This window comes from Comamonas sp. GW821-FHT11H03, from assembly GCF_058807955.1.
Genome location: NZ_JBXARF010000003.1, coordinates 1 through 15,930, shown reverse-complemented (window position 1 = coordinate 15,930; position 15,930 = coordinate 1). Strand labels below are relative to the sequence as shown.

Sequence of the window (15,930 nt, the reverse complement as noted above, 5' to 3'; positions counted from 1 at the left end):
TTTGGGATGCGGGCGTAACGAAGTACTTGCCCATAGCAATAGGAGACAGAGGAATCTAGTTCAATCAGAAAGCAGGACTTGAAGACCTGCATGAGCTTTCGAAAACTCAATTAGCTGCTGCTCGACAGCTAACGGTGCGATAAATCTCGCGAAATTTCCAGGTAAAGGACTTGGTGACCTAAGCCCTGGCGCTGCGATCTGTTGAAATTATTTCGCAACGTCGGCCATCATAATTCATTTTTATAAAAAAGGCAATTTTTATTATTTTTAGCTTTCAATCTTATTGCGTGTGCTCTTCGATCAAGGGCCCTAGCCCCAGGTGGCCGGTGCCCGATTGCGGCAGGCCTGCACACAGGGGCACTGGGTCAACGAAACTCGAAGTGCTCCCTGTGCAGTTGCCATGAAGCAGCAGGCAACGACTGTTTGAGCGCCAGCTCCAATTGCTTGCCCATGGCTGCAGGACCACAGAACCACACCCGCAATGGCTTGTCGGCCTGGTAACGTTGAAGCACCTCTTTGGGCGTCCAGCGATGGCCGTCGGCAAAGATATCCAGATGCACATCGGGATGAAGCGCCGCAGCCTCTTCCAAAGCTCGAGCAAGAGGGTCGGCCGCATGCTGACAGGCGTATTGCAACCAGGCCTGGGGAGCATGTCCGTCATGGTGAAGCTGCCCCAGCCAGGAAAGAAAAGGAGTCGCGCCAACGCCGGCGCCAACCCATACGTGCACGGCACCATCGTCGTGATCCGGAGGCACAAAGCGGCCATAAGGACCGTCCAGCTCCACAACGATGCCGGGCTGCAGACGCTCGGGCAGGCTGCGAGTCCAGTCGCCCAGTTGTTTGATGTGAAAGCGCACCACATGATCTTGCTGGTCGGCATCGGACAGCGTGAACGGGTGCGCCTCTTGCTCCCCTGCCAGGCGCAAAAAGGCGAATTGCCCCGCAGCATGGCCCGGCCAGGAATCATCCATACGGCACTGCACCTCCAGCACATCTCCGAGCTGCGTGAATGACATTACGGTGCCCGCATGGGGATAGCGCGACCGCATGTCACGCACCAGTTGCATCACGGCGGCCACGACGCCGAAGGCCATTGTCAACGCCAGGAGCCAGCCGCCCACACCGCTCCAATAGCCAGGAGGAGTCAGCACAACGCCATGAAACACCAGTATCAGATACGCCAGGGGCATGAATCGATGAAACCAGTACCAGCGCTTGTACGGCACTGCGCGACGAGCAAGCGTAATGACCAACATCAGGATCAATGCATAGAAGGTCCATTCGCCCAGGGTTTTCGCATAGGGCTTCAGGAGGCTGACCCACTCGGGCACCGGTACCTTGGCCAGCCTGCCAGTGCTGCCAATAGCTGTCGCGATGAGGGGCTTGGACTGCTTGGCCAGCCAATGCGCCAAGCTCAACGTAATGGCAATGATGCCCAGCCACTTGTGCAAACGGTAGGCCTTATCCATGCCGCCCAAAGGCGACTCCACCCACCGAGGGCGCAAGGCAAGGACCATGATGGCAGTCATGGCACCCAAGGCCAGAATACCGGTAAGCAGCATGCCTTCCTGCCGCATCACCCACAGCAGATCACCAGGCGGTGACGGCGACAGCCAAAAAGCCTCCACTGCCCAAATCACGAAGAAAGAAGCAAGGACAAGAAGAATAGAACGGCGCAAGACAGCACTCCGGTTTGCTCAATGGCCGGCAGATCCAGAGTGCAAAAACAGATACACGCCATAGCTCTGGTTCGTTCGCCGCAGGCGGCTCCAGCACATTCGAGCTTGTTCAAGACTGATCAAGGCAAGGCTAACATGGCACTCGATAGGCGCTATCCATACCCAACTGATTCACAGCGCAATATTGCCGCCCGCCCGACAACGACAAGAATCGCGTCCGGGCGCGAGCAGATCCTGCTGCAGGTCGGCCACGGCCCCAGCCCCCTGCCCTTGCTCATATTGCCGCTGACACCCCATTGCGTTAGCCTGCGTGCTCCACCATTGCTCAGGAGCCTGCCATGTCCCGTCGTTTGGTTCTTTCCGCCAGCACCGCCCTTGCGGCTGCCGCACTGATTGTGGGTTGCGGCGCCATGGGGTCGTCGGGCGGCAACCCCATGAGCTTCTTCATCACCAGCACCAACCCCGGCAAGGGCGGCGACCTGGGCGGGCTGGCCGGGGCCGACCGCTACTGCCAGTCGCTGGCCGCAAGCGTTGGCGCAGGCAACAAGACCTGGCACGCCTACCTGAGTAATGCTGCCCTGAGCGGACAACCGGCCATCAATGCGCGCGATCGCATCGGCAACGGCCCGTGGCGCAACGCCAAGGGCGTGGTCATTGCCACCAGCGTGGCCGACCTGCACAGCGCCAATGCCAAGGTCGGCAAAGACACCTCGCTGACCGAAAAGGGCGAAGTCGTCTCGGGCTTTGGCGATGAGGTCAACCGCCACGACATCCTGACCGGCTCGCGCCCTGACGGCACCCTGGCCGTGCCGGAGCCCGGCAAGGACACCACCTGCGGCAACTGGACCAAGAGCGACGGCGGCTCTGCCATCGTGGGCCACCACGACCACCAAGGCACCAACCCAGACCCTGTGACCAACGCCTCGTGGAACTCATCGCACGGCACGCGCGGCTGCAGCGTCGAGCAGCTCCAGCAAAGCGGCAGCGCCGGGCTGATGTACTGTTTCGCGACCAACTGAGCGGGATGAACGCGCGGGCTTCGGCCCGCACAAGCGCCTGTTACTCACGAAGTGAACTTGCCCATATAATTAGCCACCATATTATATTTTGGCTAACTAATGAAGCTTGAACAGAAGTACCAGGCGCTAATTGAAGAAGCGCAACGACGCAAACTTCCTGATGTGGATGGCATCCAGCTGTGTTTTCAAGTGCTGTCGATGGCTGCAAACATCGACCGCGACTGCGCCGCTTTGCTGGCCCCTCATGGCTTGTCTGAGGGGCGCTTTGTGCTGTTGTTCCTTCTCGATGTGGCGCCTGACGGACTCGCACCCAACGTGCTGGCCGAACAGGCTGGCGTCACCCGCGCCACAGTGACCGGCCTGCTAGACGGACTGGAGCGCGAAGGTCTGATTGAACGTCAGGCCAACGCTGAAGACCGCCGGGCACTTTGCATTCGGCTGACCTCAAAAGGAAAACAGCTCGCCGGTACCGTTATCGACCAGCATGGCCGGTGGATCGCAGGCCTGTTTGGCAACCTGTCTGCACATGAACGAAAGCAGCTGGCAGCGCTGCTGGAGAAAGTGCGAGGCCCTCAATCGGACGTTGAATCATGAAGGATCAAGTCCGCAAGGGTGCGACGCGCACCGTTGACATTCCTCGGGACGTTCTGCATGCGCTATCGCACGGGGAGTTGGAATGTGCAACGCTGGCTGAATGCCTGGCAGTCGACCAGGCCGTACTGGCCCGAACACTCTTTCCGGCACTTACGGCTCACGCATTGAACACGATCGATGAAGCCTGCCAACTGGGTGTGCTCAAACGCATGGCCCGTATCGGCGCAGTCTTGCTGCAGGACTTGGGTACTGGGGGCATCGAACAGTGCCAAACGCACCGCGCCGATATGGCACGAGGCTGGGCGTGTTTCATGATCGGTGCGCAGCCTCACCTGGATCTCGGTGTACGGCTGGCCGCAATGCACCCGCTGGCAGACGATGCCCATTTTGGTGTGCGTGAATGGGCCTGGATGGCAATGCGACCGCACCTGGTGCAAGACCTGGCTGCGGCTATCGCACAGCTGATGCCATGGACACAAGATCCTTCTGAGCGTATCCGACGATTCGCGTGCGAGGTTTTGCGTCCCCGCGGGGTGTGGAGCACGCATATCTCACAGCTCAAACGCTCGCCCGAACAAGCGCTGCCTTTGCTCTCAGCTCTGAAGAGCGACCCTTCGGTCTACGTGCAGGACTCGGTCGCCAACTGGCTCAACGATGCCGCCAAGGACCAGCCAACCTGGGTGCGTGACATCTGTGCCCAATGGCTTCAAAGCTCTCAGGCCGCCGCCACACACCGTATATGTCAACGCGCACTGCGCAATCTCAAGTGAAAGTGGAACCATGTCTCATTACCTCGTAGAGCTCTACACTCCCAATTCAGCTTGGCTCGCACTGCCTGCCGAACAAAGGCAACACTTTCTTGACGGCATCGGACTCGCATTGAATCAACTCTCCAGCCTCGGTGTCGAAGTTCTCTCTCTGGCAGAAACGGACTCCAACATCGACCAAGGAACCGCACATACATTCCTTGGTATTTGGCGCTTTCCTGACCAGGCCGCTCGAGACGCCCTGCTTGCGGGCATCAAAGCCAGCGGCTGGTACGATTACTTTGACCATGTGAATGCAGCCAGTACTGCAGGGGCAGCGGATATTCACCTGGCTGCTCTAGCTGCCGCCGCGTAGCGCAGTCTTTCGGATCATGCCGTTGTGCTCTGCAATGCATGCGGCTAGTCATTTCTAGTGCCCGCTAATGCCTAGTAATGCACGCTAATGCCCGCTAATGGCCGCCCTCTACAGTCAACACTGCGGGCTGGCCAGCGTTCGGCACAGCGTGTGCAATTCAACTTGGATCCCCGGCTCCGCACAGAACCGGGTACTGGATCGATTGGAAAGCATGCGACATCAGCGTGGATTCATGACACCTGAGCCTCATCAACCGCTACACTGTACATATGCACAGTCATCGTCTTATGAGTGGTATGCCCGTCCAACTGATCGCGTCCCCGGTTACTTTGCCGCTGGCTGATCGCAGCGCGCGCGCAGGCTCGCCCGCCAATGACTTTGCAGGCAAGCGGCTGGATATTACAGACCTGCTGGTCACGCACCCCAAGGCCACGTTTGTGCTGCGCGTGGCCGGCCCGTCCATGCAAGAACACGGCATCGATGACGGCGATATCGTCGTGGTGGACAGGGAGTTGCGCGCCCGTAATGGCAGCATTGTCGTGGCGCTTGTCGAACGCGAACTCGTCATCAGAGTGCTGGAGGGCGATGGCGACACCTGCAAGCTCAAGGCAGGCGCCCCCACCTACCCCGACATCGTGCCGCAGCAAGGACAGACGCTGGAAATATGGGGTGTCGTCACCAGCTGCATCAAGCGCTTTGCCTTTTGACCTCTTGATGAAAAACCAATTCAACACGCCGTTGCAGCCAGGAGCCAGGCGCATTTGATACACGAATCATCTCTGCTTAATTTAGATGGGTGATCACCGGCGATATTTGGTTTAATCAGGCGCGATAACAACACTGAGAGAGATTGAATGGCTTCATGCGCGTACTGCAATACCAGAATTCTTTTTGGCGGAAAGCGAGACGGCGACCTTCGCTACTGCAATGAGAAATGCCAGCACCAAGGGCGACTTTCCGAAGCTGCCAGCCAGCTCTCCCCCGCCGATGTGCAGGCCCATATCTTTCGGGTGCACAAAGGCAACTGCCCCAAGTGCGACGGGCCCGGCCCAGTGGATGTGCATACCTCTTACCGTGTGTATTCCGCCGTCATGATGACATCGTGGTCCAGCAGGCCGCTGGTGGCCTGCGCACGATGCGGCACCAAGCAAAAAATCGGTGACACGGTCTTTTCATTGTTTCTAGGCTGGTGGGGCCTGCCTTGGGGAATCTTGATGACCCCCGTGCAGCTCACCAGAAATCTGCTGGCCTTCGGCAAAACCCCAGACCCGGAGACGCCCTCTCCCGCGCTGGAGCAAGTGCTGAGAAGCCATTTAGCCGCCCAGCTCCTTGCCAATCAGCAACAAGCGGCGTCCCAGCCCGGCAACTACCGTTGAAATCTGATTAGCGCCCCAAAAGCACCTGCTAACGCACAAAGGCAATGTAGCTCTCTACATTGCCTTTTTCTTTGGTTTATTTCAGTGGCCCAACATCGCACTGCGGGCTGGGGCTAATGCACTCGTAACTAATTTTTACAGATAATGCTTCGCATGCATTTTCTGCTTGCCTTGACTGCCGCAGCATTTTTGCTGCCAGCCACCGCTGTTGCTCCAGCCATAGCGCAGCCCATCTATCGCTGCGGCAACACCTATTCTCAAGAGGCATGCAAGGGCGGCAAAGTGGTGGAAGACAAAACCACCACCCTGCACAGCGGCCACTCGGGCAGTTCCGTTTATCTGTGCAAAGGCCATGGCGGCGGGCTGTTCTGGAGCAGCCATTCGTGCGGCCAGCACAACGCTTTTCTGGAGCGCACGGAAACCGTTCCCTCCGGCCTGCCATGGGATCAAAAAGTAGCCCAAGCCGAAGCCCAGTGGCGCAAAACCCAGCGCAATACTTCCGCCCCTGCGGTTGTTTATCAAAACCGCCCTGCGCAACCCGCCGAGCCCGGCAAAAAACAAGTTTGCGATGCGCTGGAAGAACGCGTCAAAGCTCTGGATAGCATGGGGCGAGCAGGCAGCCAGTATTACGACCTGGATTGGGTGCGTAGGGAGAGAAAGTCCGCACGGGATGAGCAATATCGGCTTAGATGCTAATCAATATTAATTTTTAATAAAAAATGCAACTAAAAAACTTAGCCATTGGCGGCTATAGAAGCTTCGGGTCTTTTCAATATTTCGATAAATTCGGAAAAATAAATTTATTCATTGGCAGGAACAACAGTGGCAAATCGAATATTTTACGTTTTATCAATGAAATATATTCAAATATAGATGGTAAAAAAGGAATAACCTATGACCCATTAAACAAGCATCTCCCTGGTGGCGACCCATTCATAATCGGTATTGCAGATGATTATAGAAATTTCAACCATGAAGATTTAGCCAGTGACATAAACTTCAGATTTAATAAAGATGCTTATCCGAAATTATCTTATCAATCCAGAAAAATTATTGCTGAAACAATAAAAAATAAATCAACGCTTGATAATACGTATTTATGCTGGAGCTTGCGAAATATTGATAGTCGTTCAGACATCACAGATTCATGGCTCACATCGGTTAAAACAATACATCATAATCATTTGCAACAGTTATGGTCAGAATTAACCAACCAAGGTGGCGGTAGTCGGGATTACAACTGGGAACCTGAAACAGCAAAAAGGCTTCACACAGCAGTCAAAGGATCTGATTCGCATTTCATGCCTGCTATTCGACAGATTCTCATACGAAACTCCGAAACTCCATCAAGCCTTGATGGAGCAGGAATTATTGAAGATCTAGTTAAACTACAGAATCCTGATGTACACAATCAGCATCTGAAAAAAAAATTCTCAGATATAAATTCATTTGTTCAAACTGTCTTAGACAGAAGTGATGCAACCATTGAAATTCCTCACAAAAAGGACACTATTCTTGTTCATATGGACAAAAAAGTCCTACCACTAGAATCTCTTGGCACAGGCGTACACGAAGTCATTATCATTGCCGCAGCAGCTACCACATTAAGTGATACTATTATTTGTATTGAGGAGCCAGAGCTTCATTTAAACCCAATACTTCAACGCAAGCTACTTCAATACCTAAGCAACAATACATCAAATCAATATTTTATTACAACGCACTCACCAACTATCATGGATACGCGCGGTGCGGAAATTTATCACATCACTCAGAAAGATGGAGAATCCAAAGTAACCAGAGCCACATCAGACCGAAATAAATCTGATGCTTGTGAAGATCTTGGATACCATCCCTCAGATTTATTGCAAACGAATTGTGTCATTTGGGTTGAAGGTCCATCAGATAGAATATATATAAAATATTGGCTCCAGCATGCTGCACCTGAATTTTCTGAAGGGATCCACTATTCCATAATGTTTTATGGAGGAAGATTACTTTCTCATCTCTCCGGCGAAGAAAATGAGATAGCTCTTGACGAATTCATTTCCCTAAGAAAATTAAACAAAAGAGGCGTCATAGTTATTGACAGCGACAAATCAGTAGCTCAAAGTCAACTCAATAAAACAAAGAAACGATTAATAACAGAGTTCGACAAAGGTCCTGGTTTCTCGTGGGTCACCGCAGGCAGAGAGATTGAAAACTATTTATCTGAAGAACAACTTAAATTAGGCATTAAAGCTGCAGCACCCAATTGCACCTTCAATTCAAATTTTGAAAAATATGATAATTGCTTAAAAATAAAAGGCGAGCGCGGCTCGGATACTCAAGCATCCAAAACAGATGTAGCCCATAGCATCACGCAAAAATTCCAGCCCAATCTAGAAATATTTGATCTTAAAAAGCAAATAAGTAAATTGGTTCTATTTATCAAAGAATCGAACCCTGCCACACGGATTTCTTGAACAAGAGATTGCGCACCAACAGTGCAAAAACATATCTCCAACGCTTGCAACTACAGCCCGCCTCTCGCGGGCTTTTTTGCGTTGCATGCAAGCCCGCGCTATACTGAACAGGCCTCGCAAGAGGTGGAGCGTAAGAACTCCTAAGATCACGCGGAAGAACCGCATCCGATAACTGGCGGTTTTTTTGTGCCCGGACATTGCACGTCTGCACTCTTGCAGACGCTTGATTTATGGCCGGGAGGGCGACGGATACAAGACCCGCAAGGGGAAGAAGTCCGCCTAGCGTGATCTAGGTTCTTAACCTCCCGGCCGCCTATTGCAGTGCGTAAGAACGCTGCGATAGGCCCTTAAAGTCTCATCACGGAGCGCCACTATGTCCAAGTCCAATCTGGCTTTCTCTCCCGCCGTCACGCTCGTTGACGGACAACCTTGCACCACCAGCAACGAAGTCGCTTCGCACTTCGGCAAGCAGCATCTGCACGTCATGGAGCGCATTCGCGCTTTGCTCCTAGACTTGCCTCACGAGCACCAATCGGATTTCCGATTGGTTGAGTACACAGATGCAAAAGGCGAAAGCCGCCCCGCCTACCGCCTGACCCGCGACGGCTTTACGCTGCTGGCCATGGGCTTTACGGGCAAGAAGGCGCTGGCCTTCAAGCTGGCCTATATCGACGCCTTTAACCACATGGAAGCCGCGCTGCACCAGCCGGCAGACACCCAGCGCATGGAGCTGGCCTTTGCTCTGGCCGCAGAGGCCGCAGCGCAGGTGCATCGCACGGTGTTCAATGCGGTGATGCAGGGCGATGCAGACGATTGGCAGCACAGCCGCTACTTGCTGAATCTGAACTACGACAGCCAGGGCCGCCCCACCCTGCCCCATGCCCAGCCGATTGCGACAGACCAGATGGTGGTGTCCTTCAGCAGCCTGCCGCAGCGCATTGCCGACGGCGAGATCATGAGCGCGACCGATGCCCAGCTGGCCACACTGGCAACGGCCTGCACACAGCGGCTGACACAGCGGGCCCAGCACCGCGAAAAGCAGGTGACGCTGCCGATCTACCCCGGTAATTCCCCCGGCCAGCGCCCTGCGCAAGCACCGGCCCCTTCAGCCAAGCAGCCCCCTGCGCCCGATGCAGGCCTGCTGCGCATGTCGTTCAGGTAGTCTGCTTGGGTCATCCGAAGCGCTATGCCATGCACAAAGCCCCTGGCAGGGGCTTTTGTTCAGGCCTCTGGCGTGGTGGGCCAGAACAGCTCTCGCACTTCAGGAGAGTAGTAGGGCAAAGCCAGCACCGCGCCAAAGAGTACACAGGCCAAGGCCGATGCGGAGTACCCCAGGCCGGACAGCACAACCGGCGGGGTGAAACATGTGACGACTAGGGTTGCCACAGAAGACCACAGGGTAAACCGAGGTGCCCATGCTCTGAACCTCAGCAGCCCGTAAAAGGAAATGAGGCCAAGCACCACGAGCACCGAAAGCGCCAGCAAGAAGATCCAGTCCGTGGGGCCGACCTCTGACTGCATCAAAAGGCTCTGGGATAGATCGGTCAGCTCATGGGGTACCAGGTCAAAACCATATTCCGCCAGCATTCCAAGGATTGAGATGCCCAGCGAAGCAATCACCAATGCGCGATACGTCGATTTACCCATACCTACTCCAAGTTGCGATGGGAGAATCGTACTACCGCCCCACCCGTTGATGGCGATCTGTACAGCGGATGCGCGGGCGCAGGCAAGCGCCCCAGCACGCACACAGCCTGCGCAGTTATGCGGATCGCTGCCCGTCCGCCAGCCGGCGCAGCAGCTGCAGCTGTTCGCTCTGGATGGTGATGAGCTCGCTCCATTGCGTTTTCTGCAGTTCGTCGATTTTTTCGTGCAGCAGCATGATCTCGAGCTCGGCCTTGAGGTTGACTTCGTAGTCATGCTCGCCGCGAATGCGGTCCTTGTCTGCCTGGCGGTTCTGCGACATGAGAATGATGGGCGCCTGTATGGCGGCCAGCATGGACAGAAACAGGTTCAGCAGAATGTAGGGATACGGATCGAACGTGGAGCCGCGCGCCCAAAGCAGCAGAGCATTGAGGCCCACCCATATCACCATGGTTGCGCAGAAAAGCGCCACAAAGGTCCAGGACCCGCCAAAGGTGGCGACGGCATCTGCCGCGCGCTGGCCGAGGGTGGGCGGCGTTTGATCCAGCTCCTGATCCACATTGCGTGAAATGTGCTTGCGCCGGGCAATGTGCTGGGCGACCTTGAGCGCTCTGGCGTCCAAGGTATCTGCGGAGGCGCCAAACAGCCTCTTCGCAACGGTATCCGTGTTGAGCATGGGAGTTCCTTGTCATCCGAAGGATGAAGACATCGCCGCCATGCTACCCAACCCTGGCACTTGCCTTGCGCCCTGTCGCGCCGCCGCCACCGACATGCGGCATCAAGCACAAGCGGCGAATGCTTGAATATTGACGCCAAGTGTTGCAATGGCCGCCCCGGAGTGTGAGTATTGGTTGCGGCAATCGTTAAGTTGGGGTTGATCAGCAACTACACATGCGCTGGTGCGCAAGGAGGCTGGATATGTTCAAGCACATTTTGATTCCTACGGACGGCTCGAAACTCTCCGAAGCTGCGCTGCGTGCAGGCTTGCAGCTGGCCAAGGAGCAAGGCTCCGAGGTGACGGTGCTGTATGTGATGCCGGACTATTCGGCCCTGATGTATAGCGGCGAGGGGATGGTGGCCTACAACCCCAGCGAGATGCGCCGGGACGCCGAGCTAACGGCCGACACAGTGCTAAAGGCGGTGCAGGAGATTGCCAAGGCTGAGGGCGTGGACTGCAAGTTGGAGCGGACGATGAACTTTTCGGTGCACCAAGCCATCATCCAACAGGCCAAGGACAGCCACTGCGACCTGATCTGTATGGCATCGCACGGCCGCAAGGGCCTTGCCGGCATTTTGCTGGGCAGCGAAACCCAGCGCGTGCTGGTGAACAGCGGCATTCCGGTGCTGGTGCACAGGCCTGTGGTCAAAGAGGTCTAAGCCGATTTCCACTGAAGTTCAGGCCTTTGCCTGCCCATCAAAAAAACCGCCTGAATACCTACTTCTGGGTGTTGCATTAGCCATCCCGGAGTGTGAGTATGGGTTTGGCAATCGTTCGGATTGCGTGGCAACCCCACAGGCGCTGGCGCGCAAGGAGGCTGAAAATGTTCAAGCACATTCTGATTCCTACGGACGGCTCGAAACTCTCCGAAGCCGCGCTGCGTGCGGGCATGCAGTTTGCCAAGGAGCAAGACTCCCAGGTGACGGTGCTGTATGTGATGCCAGACTATGCCGCCCTGATGTATACCGGCGAGGCGATGATGACATACAGCACCAACGACCTGAACAAGGACGCCGAGAGAACGGCCGACAAGGTGTTGCAAGAGGTGCAGGACATTGCCAGGGCCGAGGGGGTGTACTGCAGGACGGCACGAGCCATGAACGCCTCGGTGCACAAGGCCATCATCCAGCAGGCCGAGCAAAGCCACTGCGATCTGATCTGCATGGCATCGCACGGCCGCAAGGGCATTGCCGGCATTTTGCTGGGCAGCGAAACCCAGCGCGTGCTGGTGAACAGCGGCATTCCGGTGCTGGTGCACAGGCCTGTGGTCAAAGAGTAAGCCTGGTCAATCGGTCGCCAGCAACTGCAGGTCTACCTGCAGTTGCCCTTTCAGGGCGGCGACCTGGGCGTCTCGCCGTACGACCAGTCCGACAAGCTGGCCAACCACGCCCGCGCCTTGGCCAGCAAGGGCTGCGAGTCGCTGGTGTTGATCTGCGAGATCTCGGCAGGCAGCGGCGTCACGGGCAAGCTGGGCGTTGCGGGTGGCATCGACGAATAGGAAGCTTTCATGCAGAGGCTGCTGGAGCTGGTCAAGGCCAGCCCCACCTTTCCGCAAGGCAGAAACTAAGGAGCGCCCCAACACCACCACTGCGGCCAGCCTCTGAAGCACTTCGCTGTTTCACCACAAGCCCACCAGCAACCGATGAGCAGGCTTTTCTTTGCTCCCAACCGGAGAACCCATGCAAGCAGCTCGCCCCACCTTGCCCGGCGTGCCGATCACCAGCGCGGCATTCCAGTAAAGCAATTCGGCCAGCACCAACATTGCCGACACCTTCACCAAAGCCCGCGCACGCATTGCGGCCGAGCAGGCAACTGCAGCCGGCAAGCCACGGCCCCCCAGCTGGCATGGCCCGCCCCTGATGACCATCAACCGCGCGCGCCGGCATCACCAACCACCTGAACCTGCCGCTTTTCGAGGAGCACCCGTCATGCGCATCTTTGTTCTGAAATGCGGCTGCGCCTCCATCCATCACATTGCCCGCAGCGCCGCCGAAGCGTTTGACCATGGCTTTGCCGAGCTGGGCCACCTGGATTTAGGGATCTCCTGCCGATGCGTCCGATAGACACCGTGCTGCAAAAGCTACAGCACCGCGACCGCCAGCGCAGCCGTCTACTAAGTGCTATTGAAAACAAAGCAGCTACCGCCATCCCAGCAATGTTATCAGCATCAAACTACTTTCAAACATATATAGAGCAAGCGTAGCATGCTCACAAATTCATAATCCATTATCCAAACAAAAACCCACAAGGCTCCAGACCCTGCGGGCTTTTTTGATCACCAAGGAGTCTTGATGACCGACACCTCAGACCGCGACGAACTGATGAGGCTGTCCGAGTGTCGCTCTGTGTGACCGGAGAAAAATCGCCGGAGGCAGAAGAACTGCGAGCGGCTGCTCAGCAGCAGCCTGCTGCTCGCCTATCTCTCATTCCAGGCGCTATTGCATGGCAGATCGTAGACCCTCTTAGATATGCAGCATCGCCAGCCCGCCCACGCCAAGGCCGAGCAAGGCCACGCCAAGCATCCCGTATTCGAGCCATTTCTTCTTGGTCAGCAGTGCAATGGCGGCGAGGGCAATGGCGACCTGCAGCGCCGTAGTGGCCTGTGCCCAGCGGTGATGCAGATGCATCTGCATCTCGGACTGTTCGTCCCACTGCCGAGCCTCCGCTTCCAGACGCTCGGCATCGCGCTTGATGTCATCCTTTTCCTTCTCGTAGCGCTCCACCTTGGCCTGGTAGGCTGCCCGCTTGTCCTCGGTGGCCACCAGATCGCGCGCGAACTCGGACAGCGACTGCTTGGTGCTCTTGGCCTGGTAGAAGGCCCACTGGTTGGCCGCCTCGGTCTTCTTGATGGCTGCGTCGTTTTTGTACAGTCCGGCATTTGCCTGGGTCGCACCGCCCATGTACGAGAAGATGGCGCCCACCGTGGCGATGACAGCGGTGCACATGGCGATCTGGTTGGTCAGGCTGCCGCCGCCGATGCCGTGGTGGGCGGTTGCGCCATGTTCGCCCTGGGCGGCATGTTCGAGTTCGTGATCGTGCGGGCCATGGACGTGAAAACCGTTGGAAGACATAGGTGCCAAATTCTTGATAGCAATGGGTGGCGCATTATGGGGCCGGTATGACTGCCGCCCAAGGCATGAGAGCCGACACCCCATCGACACCGTGCTGCTAGAGCTGCAACGCCAAGACCGCCAGCGCAGCCGCCTGCTGCGTGCTATGGAAAGCAAAGCTGCTACCGCCAGCCCAGCAATGCTATCGGCAGCAAACTACTTTCAAACGCAGCTAGAGCAAGCGCGGCGCGCTCATAAATTGAGAAATCACTACCCAAACAAAAGCCGCAAGGTTCCAGACCTGGCGGGCTTTTCTCATAGCAGAGACAGGAGGCACGCATGCGCCATACCGGAACGCTTTTCCTCAGCCACACCCCGCCGCAGGCCAGCACGGCGCTGTGCGGCGCTTTTGGCAAACACACCATGCAGCGCTGCTGCCCGGCGCCGCCCTGGTGGTGGAGCTGGAGCGCGCCCGCATCCACACGCGGGCCTGTCGCCCGCCACGCAGCGAGGCGCATGCCAGCGTCATTCACTGCGCAAGGGTGGCGGCGCGCAGCCAGGAGCCAGCCGGTGCTTCAACGCAGCGTGCGATGCGATCAGCGCTCTCGATCAATCAACTTTGTGATGCGTGAGTACTTTCCGGAGGGCGGCACGATGGCTGCCGGCACGACCGTGGCGCACCAGCTGGATCACTGGCCGGATCATTGGTTGTCCGTGAAGGTGGCAGAGAATTCGACACTGGCTGGCTACCTCAGCGCGGTCAAATTCTGGAAGCCGTTCATTGGCGAGAAGCAGGTCTCCGCCCTGAAGCACTCGGACATTCTTCGCGCCATCAAGACCCAGCCGGATCTGAGCGGCAAGACCGTCAACAACTATGTGTCGGCCCTCAGGTCGGCGATGGATCTGGCCGTGCTCGATAAGCTGCTGACCGAGAATCCGGTCGCGGCAGTCCCCAGCGCCAAGTGGCAGCGGGAGCCGCCCGCCCCGTTCGACCGCGAGGAAGTCGAGAGGATCATCGGCTACGCCGCGTGCCAAGTTTGCGCCCACGGCCGCCAATCTGATCGTATTTCGATTCTTCTCAGGCCTGCGCCGGCACAGCATCGACTGAAACAAAAAGCAGGTGCTGATCCATGAGGCGGCCGTCAAGGCCTGCGCAAGCAGACCAAAACCGACAAGACCCGCCTCGTGAGCTTGAACAGCCGGGCTCTGGATGCGTTGGAAAGGCAGAAGGAGCAGACCCCGAGGGCACAACTCGGCAGCCTGGCCAGCTACATCATGAGCCAGGCCGCGCCCAAGGATTCGCAAACGATCTTCGCCGACCCGACACATGGCGAGCCCTGGGCAGACGACAAGCGGTTTCGCAATCCCTTCTGGGTGCCGATGCTCAAGGCGCTGGGCATTCGTTACCGCCCGCCCAACCATATGCGCCACACCTATGCGACGATGCTGCTCATGGCAGCAGCCACGCCGGCCTATGCAGCCAAGCAGATGGGGCATTCAGTGGGGATGTTTTTGAACGTCTATTCCAAGTGGCTGGACGACGGTCAGAGGGATATAGAGCAGGCGAAGCTGGAGCCCTTTATCGCCCCCCTGGAGCACCCCCCCAAAAAAACAAAGATTGTGATAAGTCTTTGTTCTTAGAAGAGAAAATCTTGAGCAGGCGATGGGAATCGAACCGATCAGACCGGGGTTTAAGGGGGTGTAGTGGAGTGTTTCTACCTCTGAGCGACATCATTTCAATTCCCGTCGCTCCCCCTAAACCCCCCAGAAAACTCCCCTGACGCTTCAATACTGGCTGCCACCCTACTCTGCCTGGTCATCGAAGCCCCATGACTGCACGATACCTGATACGCGTCAGGAAAATATGAACCGATTTAGACGAGGCTGCAAGGCATCGCAGAACGCATACAAGCATTTGTCCAGCGTCAGATTTACTTATTATATTGACAATATAAACAGAGGCCCACAGCCATCATGACTGTGGGCCTCTGTTCTGTTACGTAGGCTCTTTTGCAGGAAAGCTACGCACTTGTGCTTACCACTGCACCTTCACGCCAATGGAGGCCTGCACCCCGCTCTTGACCCGGCTGTCGCCTCCATTGGCCCACAGCTTGCCCAACTCACCATAGATGCTGGTGCGCGGGTTGATCTGCAAGCTGGCACCGGCAGCCATCTCGGTCGCGGTGTAGCCGCCCTTGGCCTTGATATCGGTGGTGCCACCGGGCGCCGCAAAGCTGGCGATGTCGGTGGTGTTGCTCGCCTT

20 protein-coding genes and 1 pseudogene are annotated in these 15,930 nt (G+C 56.6%); 15 read left to right on the top strand and 6 right to left on the bottom strand.

Annotated elements, in window-relative coordinates; translation table 11 throughout:
• Positions 1-365 precede the first annotated feature (365 nt).
• Positions 366-1,562 carry a ferredoxin reductase family protein gene (locus AC1RTQ_RS08435; RefSeq protein WP_492875001.1) on the bottom strand — a complete coding sequence of 399 codons (1,197 nt, stop codon included), beginning with the start codon at positions 1,560-1,562 and terminating at the stop codon, positions 366-368.
• Positions 1,563-2,017: 455 nt separating this feature from the next.
• On the opposite strand from AC1RTQ_RS08435, the gene AC1RTQ_RS08430 reads away from it, so the two are divergent.
• The 9 genes from AC1RTQ_RS08430 (at position 2,018) to AC1RTQ_RS08390 (ending at position 9,417) form a co-directional block, all read left to right on the top strand.
• Positions 2,018-2,698: a hypothetical protein gene (locus AC1RTQ_RS08430; protein WP_492875000.1), complete on the top strand. Its 681-nt coding sequence runs from the start codon at positions 2,018-2,020 to the stop codon at positions 2,696-2,698.
• Positions 2,699-2,797: 99 nt separating this feature from the next.
• On the top strand, positions 2,798-3,292 hold the full coding sequence (locus tag AC1RTQ_RS08425; RefSeq protein WP_302090433.1) for a MarR family winged helix-turn-helix transcriptional regulator: 495 nt from the start codon (positions 2,798-2,800) through the stop codon (positions 3,290-3,292).
• A complete protein-coding gene (locus AC1RTQ_RS08420; RefSeq protein ID WP_492874999.1) occupies positions 3,289-4,062 on the top strand; it encodes a DNA alkylation repair protein in 774 nt (257 codons plus the stop codon). The genes AC1RTQ_RS08425 and AC1RTQ_RS08420 overlap by 4 nt, the downstream gene beginning before the upstream one ends.
• A 10-nt stretch (positions 4,063-4,072) precedes the next feature.
• Complete coding sequence (locus tag AC1RTQ_RS08415; protein WP_492874998.1) at positions 4,073-4,414, top strand: DUF6616 family protein; 342 nt, start codon at positions 4,073-4,075, stop codon at positions 4,412-4,414.
• Between the two features lie 296 nt (positions 4,415-4,710).
• Positions 4,711-5,121, top strand: a complete 411-nt coding sequence (locus tag AC1RTQ_RS08410) for a LexA family protein (RefSeq protein ID WP_492874997.1) — start codon at positions 4,711-4,713, stop codon at positions 5,119-5,121.
• A 147-nt stretch (positions 5,122-5,268) separates the two neighbouring features.
• Positions 5,269-5,790, top strand: coding sequence for a hypothetical protein (locus AC1RTQ_RS08405; protein ID WP_492874996.1), 522 nt, complete (start codon positions 5,269-5,271; stop codon positions 5,788-5,790).
• Between the two features lie 153 nt (positions 5,791-5,943).
• Positions 5,944-6,486 (top strand): hypothetical protein, encoded by a 543-nt coding sequence (locus AC1RTQ_RS08400; protein ID WP_492874995.1) that lies wholly within the window; start codon positions 5,944-5,946, stop codon positions 6,484-6,486.
• 23 nt (positions 6,487-6,509) lie between these two features.
• Positions 6,510-8,255: an ATP-dependent nuclease gene (locus AC1RTQ_RS08395; protein WP_492874994.1), complete on the top strand. Its 1,746-nt coding sequence runs from the start codon at positions 6,510-6,512 to the stop codon at positions 8,253-8,255.
• Positions 8,256-8,628: 373 nt separating this feature from the next.
• Positions 8,629-9,417, top strand: a complete 789-nt coding sequence (locus AC1RTQ_RS08390) for a Rha family transcriptional regulator (RefSeq protein WP_492874993.1) — start codon at positions 8,629-8,631, stop codon at positions 9,415-9,417.
• 59 nt (positions 9,418-9,476) lie between these two features.
• Here AC1RTQ_RS08390 and AC1RTQ_RS08385 read toward each other — a convergent pair whose 3' ends face one another.
• Both AC1RTQ_RS08385 and AC1RTQ_RS08380 read right to left on the bottom strand, forming a co-directional pair.
• Positions 9,477-9,902 (bottom strand): hypothetical protein, encoded by a 426-nt coding sequence (locus AC1RTQ_RS08385; protein ID WP_492874992.1) that lies wholly within the window; start codon positions 9,900-9,902, stop codon positions 9,477-9,479.
• 115 nt (positions 9,903-10,017) lie between these two features.
• Positions 10,018-10,575, bottom strand: a complete 558-nt coding sequence (locus AC1RTQ_RS08380) for a DUF1003 domain-containing protein (protein WP_492874991.1) — start codon at positions 10,573-10,575, stop codon at positions 10,018-10,020.
• Positions 10,576-10,817: 242 nt separating this feature from the next.
• On the opposite strand from AC1RTQ_RS08380, the gene AC1RTQ_RS08375 reads away from it, so the two are divergent.
• The 3 genes from AC1RTQ_RS08375 to AC1RTQ_RS08365 all read left to right on the top strand — a co-directional run bounded on the left by AC1RTQ_RS08375 (position 10,818) and on the right by AC1RTQ_RS08365 (position 12,115).
• A complete protein-coding gene (locus tag AC1RTQ_RS08375) occupies positions 10,818-11,276 on the top strand; it encodes a universal stress protein (protein ID WP_492874990.1) in 459 nt (152 codons plus the stop codon).
• 164 nt (positions 11,277-11,440) lie between these two features.
• Positions 11,441-11,896, top strand: coding sequence for a universal stress protein (locus AC1RTQ_RS08370; protein ID WP_492874989.1), 456 nt, complete (start codon positions 11,441-11,443; stop codon positions 11,894-11,896).
• Positions 11,897-11,938: 42 nt separating this feature from the next.
• Positions 11,939-12,115 carry a hypothetical protein gene (locus tag AC1RTQ_RS08365; RefSeq protein WP_492874988.1) on the top strand — a complete coding sequence of 59 codons (177 nt, stop codon included), beginning with the start codon at positions 11,939-11,941 and terminating at the stop codon, positions 12,113-12,115.
• Positions 12,116-12,235: 120 nt separating this feature from the next.
• On the opposite strand, the gene AC1RTQ_RS08360 is transcribed toward AC1RTQ_RS08365, so the two are convergent.
• Entirely contained in the window at positions 12,236-12,379 is a 144-nt protein-coding gene (locus tag AC1RTQ_RS08360; RefSeq protein ID WP_492874987.1) for a hypothetical protein, read from the bottom strand.
• A gap of 592 nt (positions 12,380-12,971) precedes the next feature.
• Here AC1RTQ_RS08360 and AC1RTQ_RS08355 point away from each other — a divergent pair.
• Positions 12,972-13,073 (top strand): annotated as a pseudogene (locus AC1RTQ_RS08355) (IS5/IS1182 family transposase); the annotation flags it as partial.
• A 6-nt stretch (positions 13,074-13,079) separates the two neighbouring features.
• Here AC1RTQ_RS08355 and AC1RTQ_RS08350 read toward each other — a convergent pair.
• The gene (locus AC1RTQ_RS08350) at positions 13,080-13,688 is read right to left on the bottom strand and encodes a DUF4337 domain-containing protein (protein WP_492874986.1); all 609 of its coding nucleotides are present in this window, start codon (positions 13,686-13,688) and stop codon (positions 13,080-13,082) included.
• Between the two features lie 318 nt (positions 13,689-14,006).
• Here AC1RTQ_RS08350 and AC1RTQ_RS08345 point away from each other — a divergent pair, with 318 nt between their 5' ends.
• Together AC1RTQ_RS08345 and AC1RTQ_RS08340 are read left to right on the top strand one after the other, a co-directional pair.
• A complete protein-coding gene (locus AC1RTQ_RS08345) occupies positions 14,007-14,801 on the top strand; it encodes a site-specific integrase (protein WP_492874985.1) in 795 nt (264 codons plus the stop codon).
• Positions 14,802-14,852: 51 nt separating this feature from the next.
• Positions 14,853-15,308, top strand: a complete 456-nt coding sequence (locus tag AC1RTQ_RS08340) for a site-specific integrase (RefSeq protein ID WP_492874984.1) — start codon at positions 14,853-14,855, stop codon at positions 15,306-15,308.
• Positions 15,309-15,702: 394 nt separating this feature from the next.
• Here AC1RTQ_RS08340 and AC1RTQ_RS08335 read toward each other — a convergent pair.
• Positions 15,703-15,930 (bottom strand): hypothetical protein (locus AC1RTQ_RS08335; protein ID WP_492874983.1); only part of this gene is annotated, 228 nt, incomplete at its 5' end.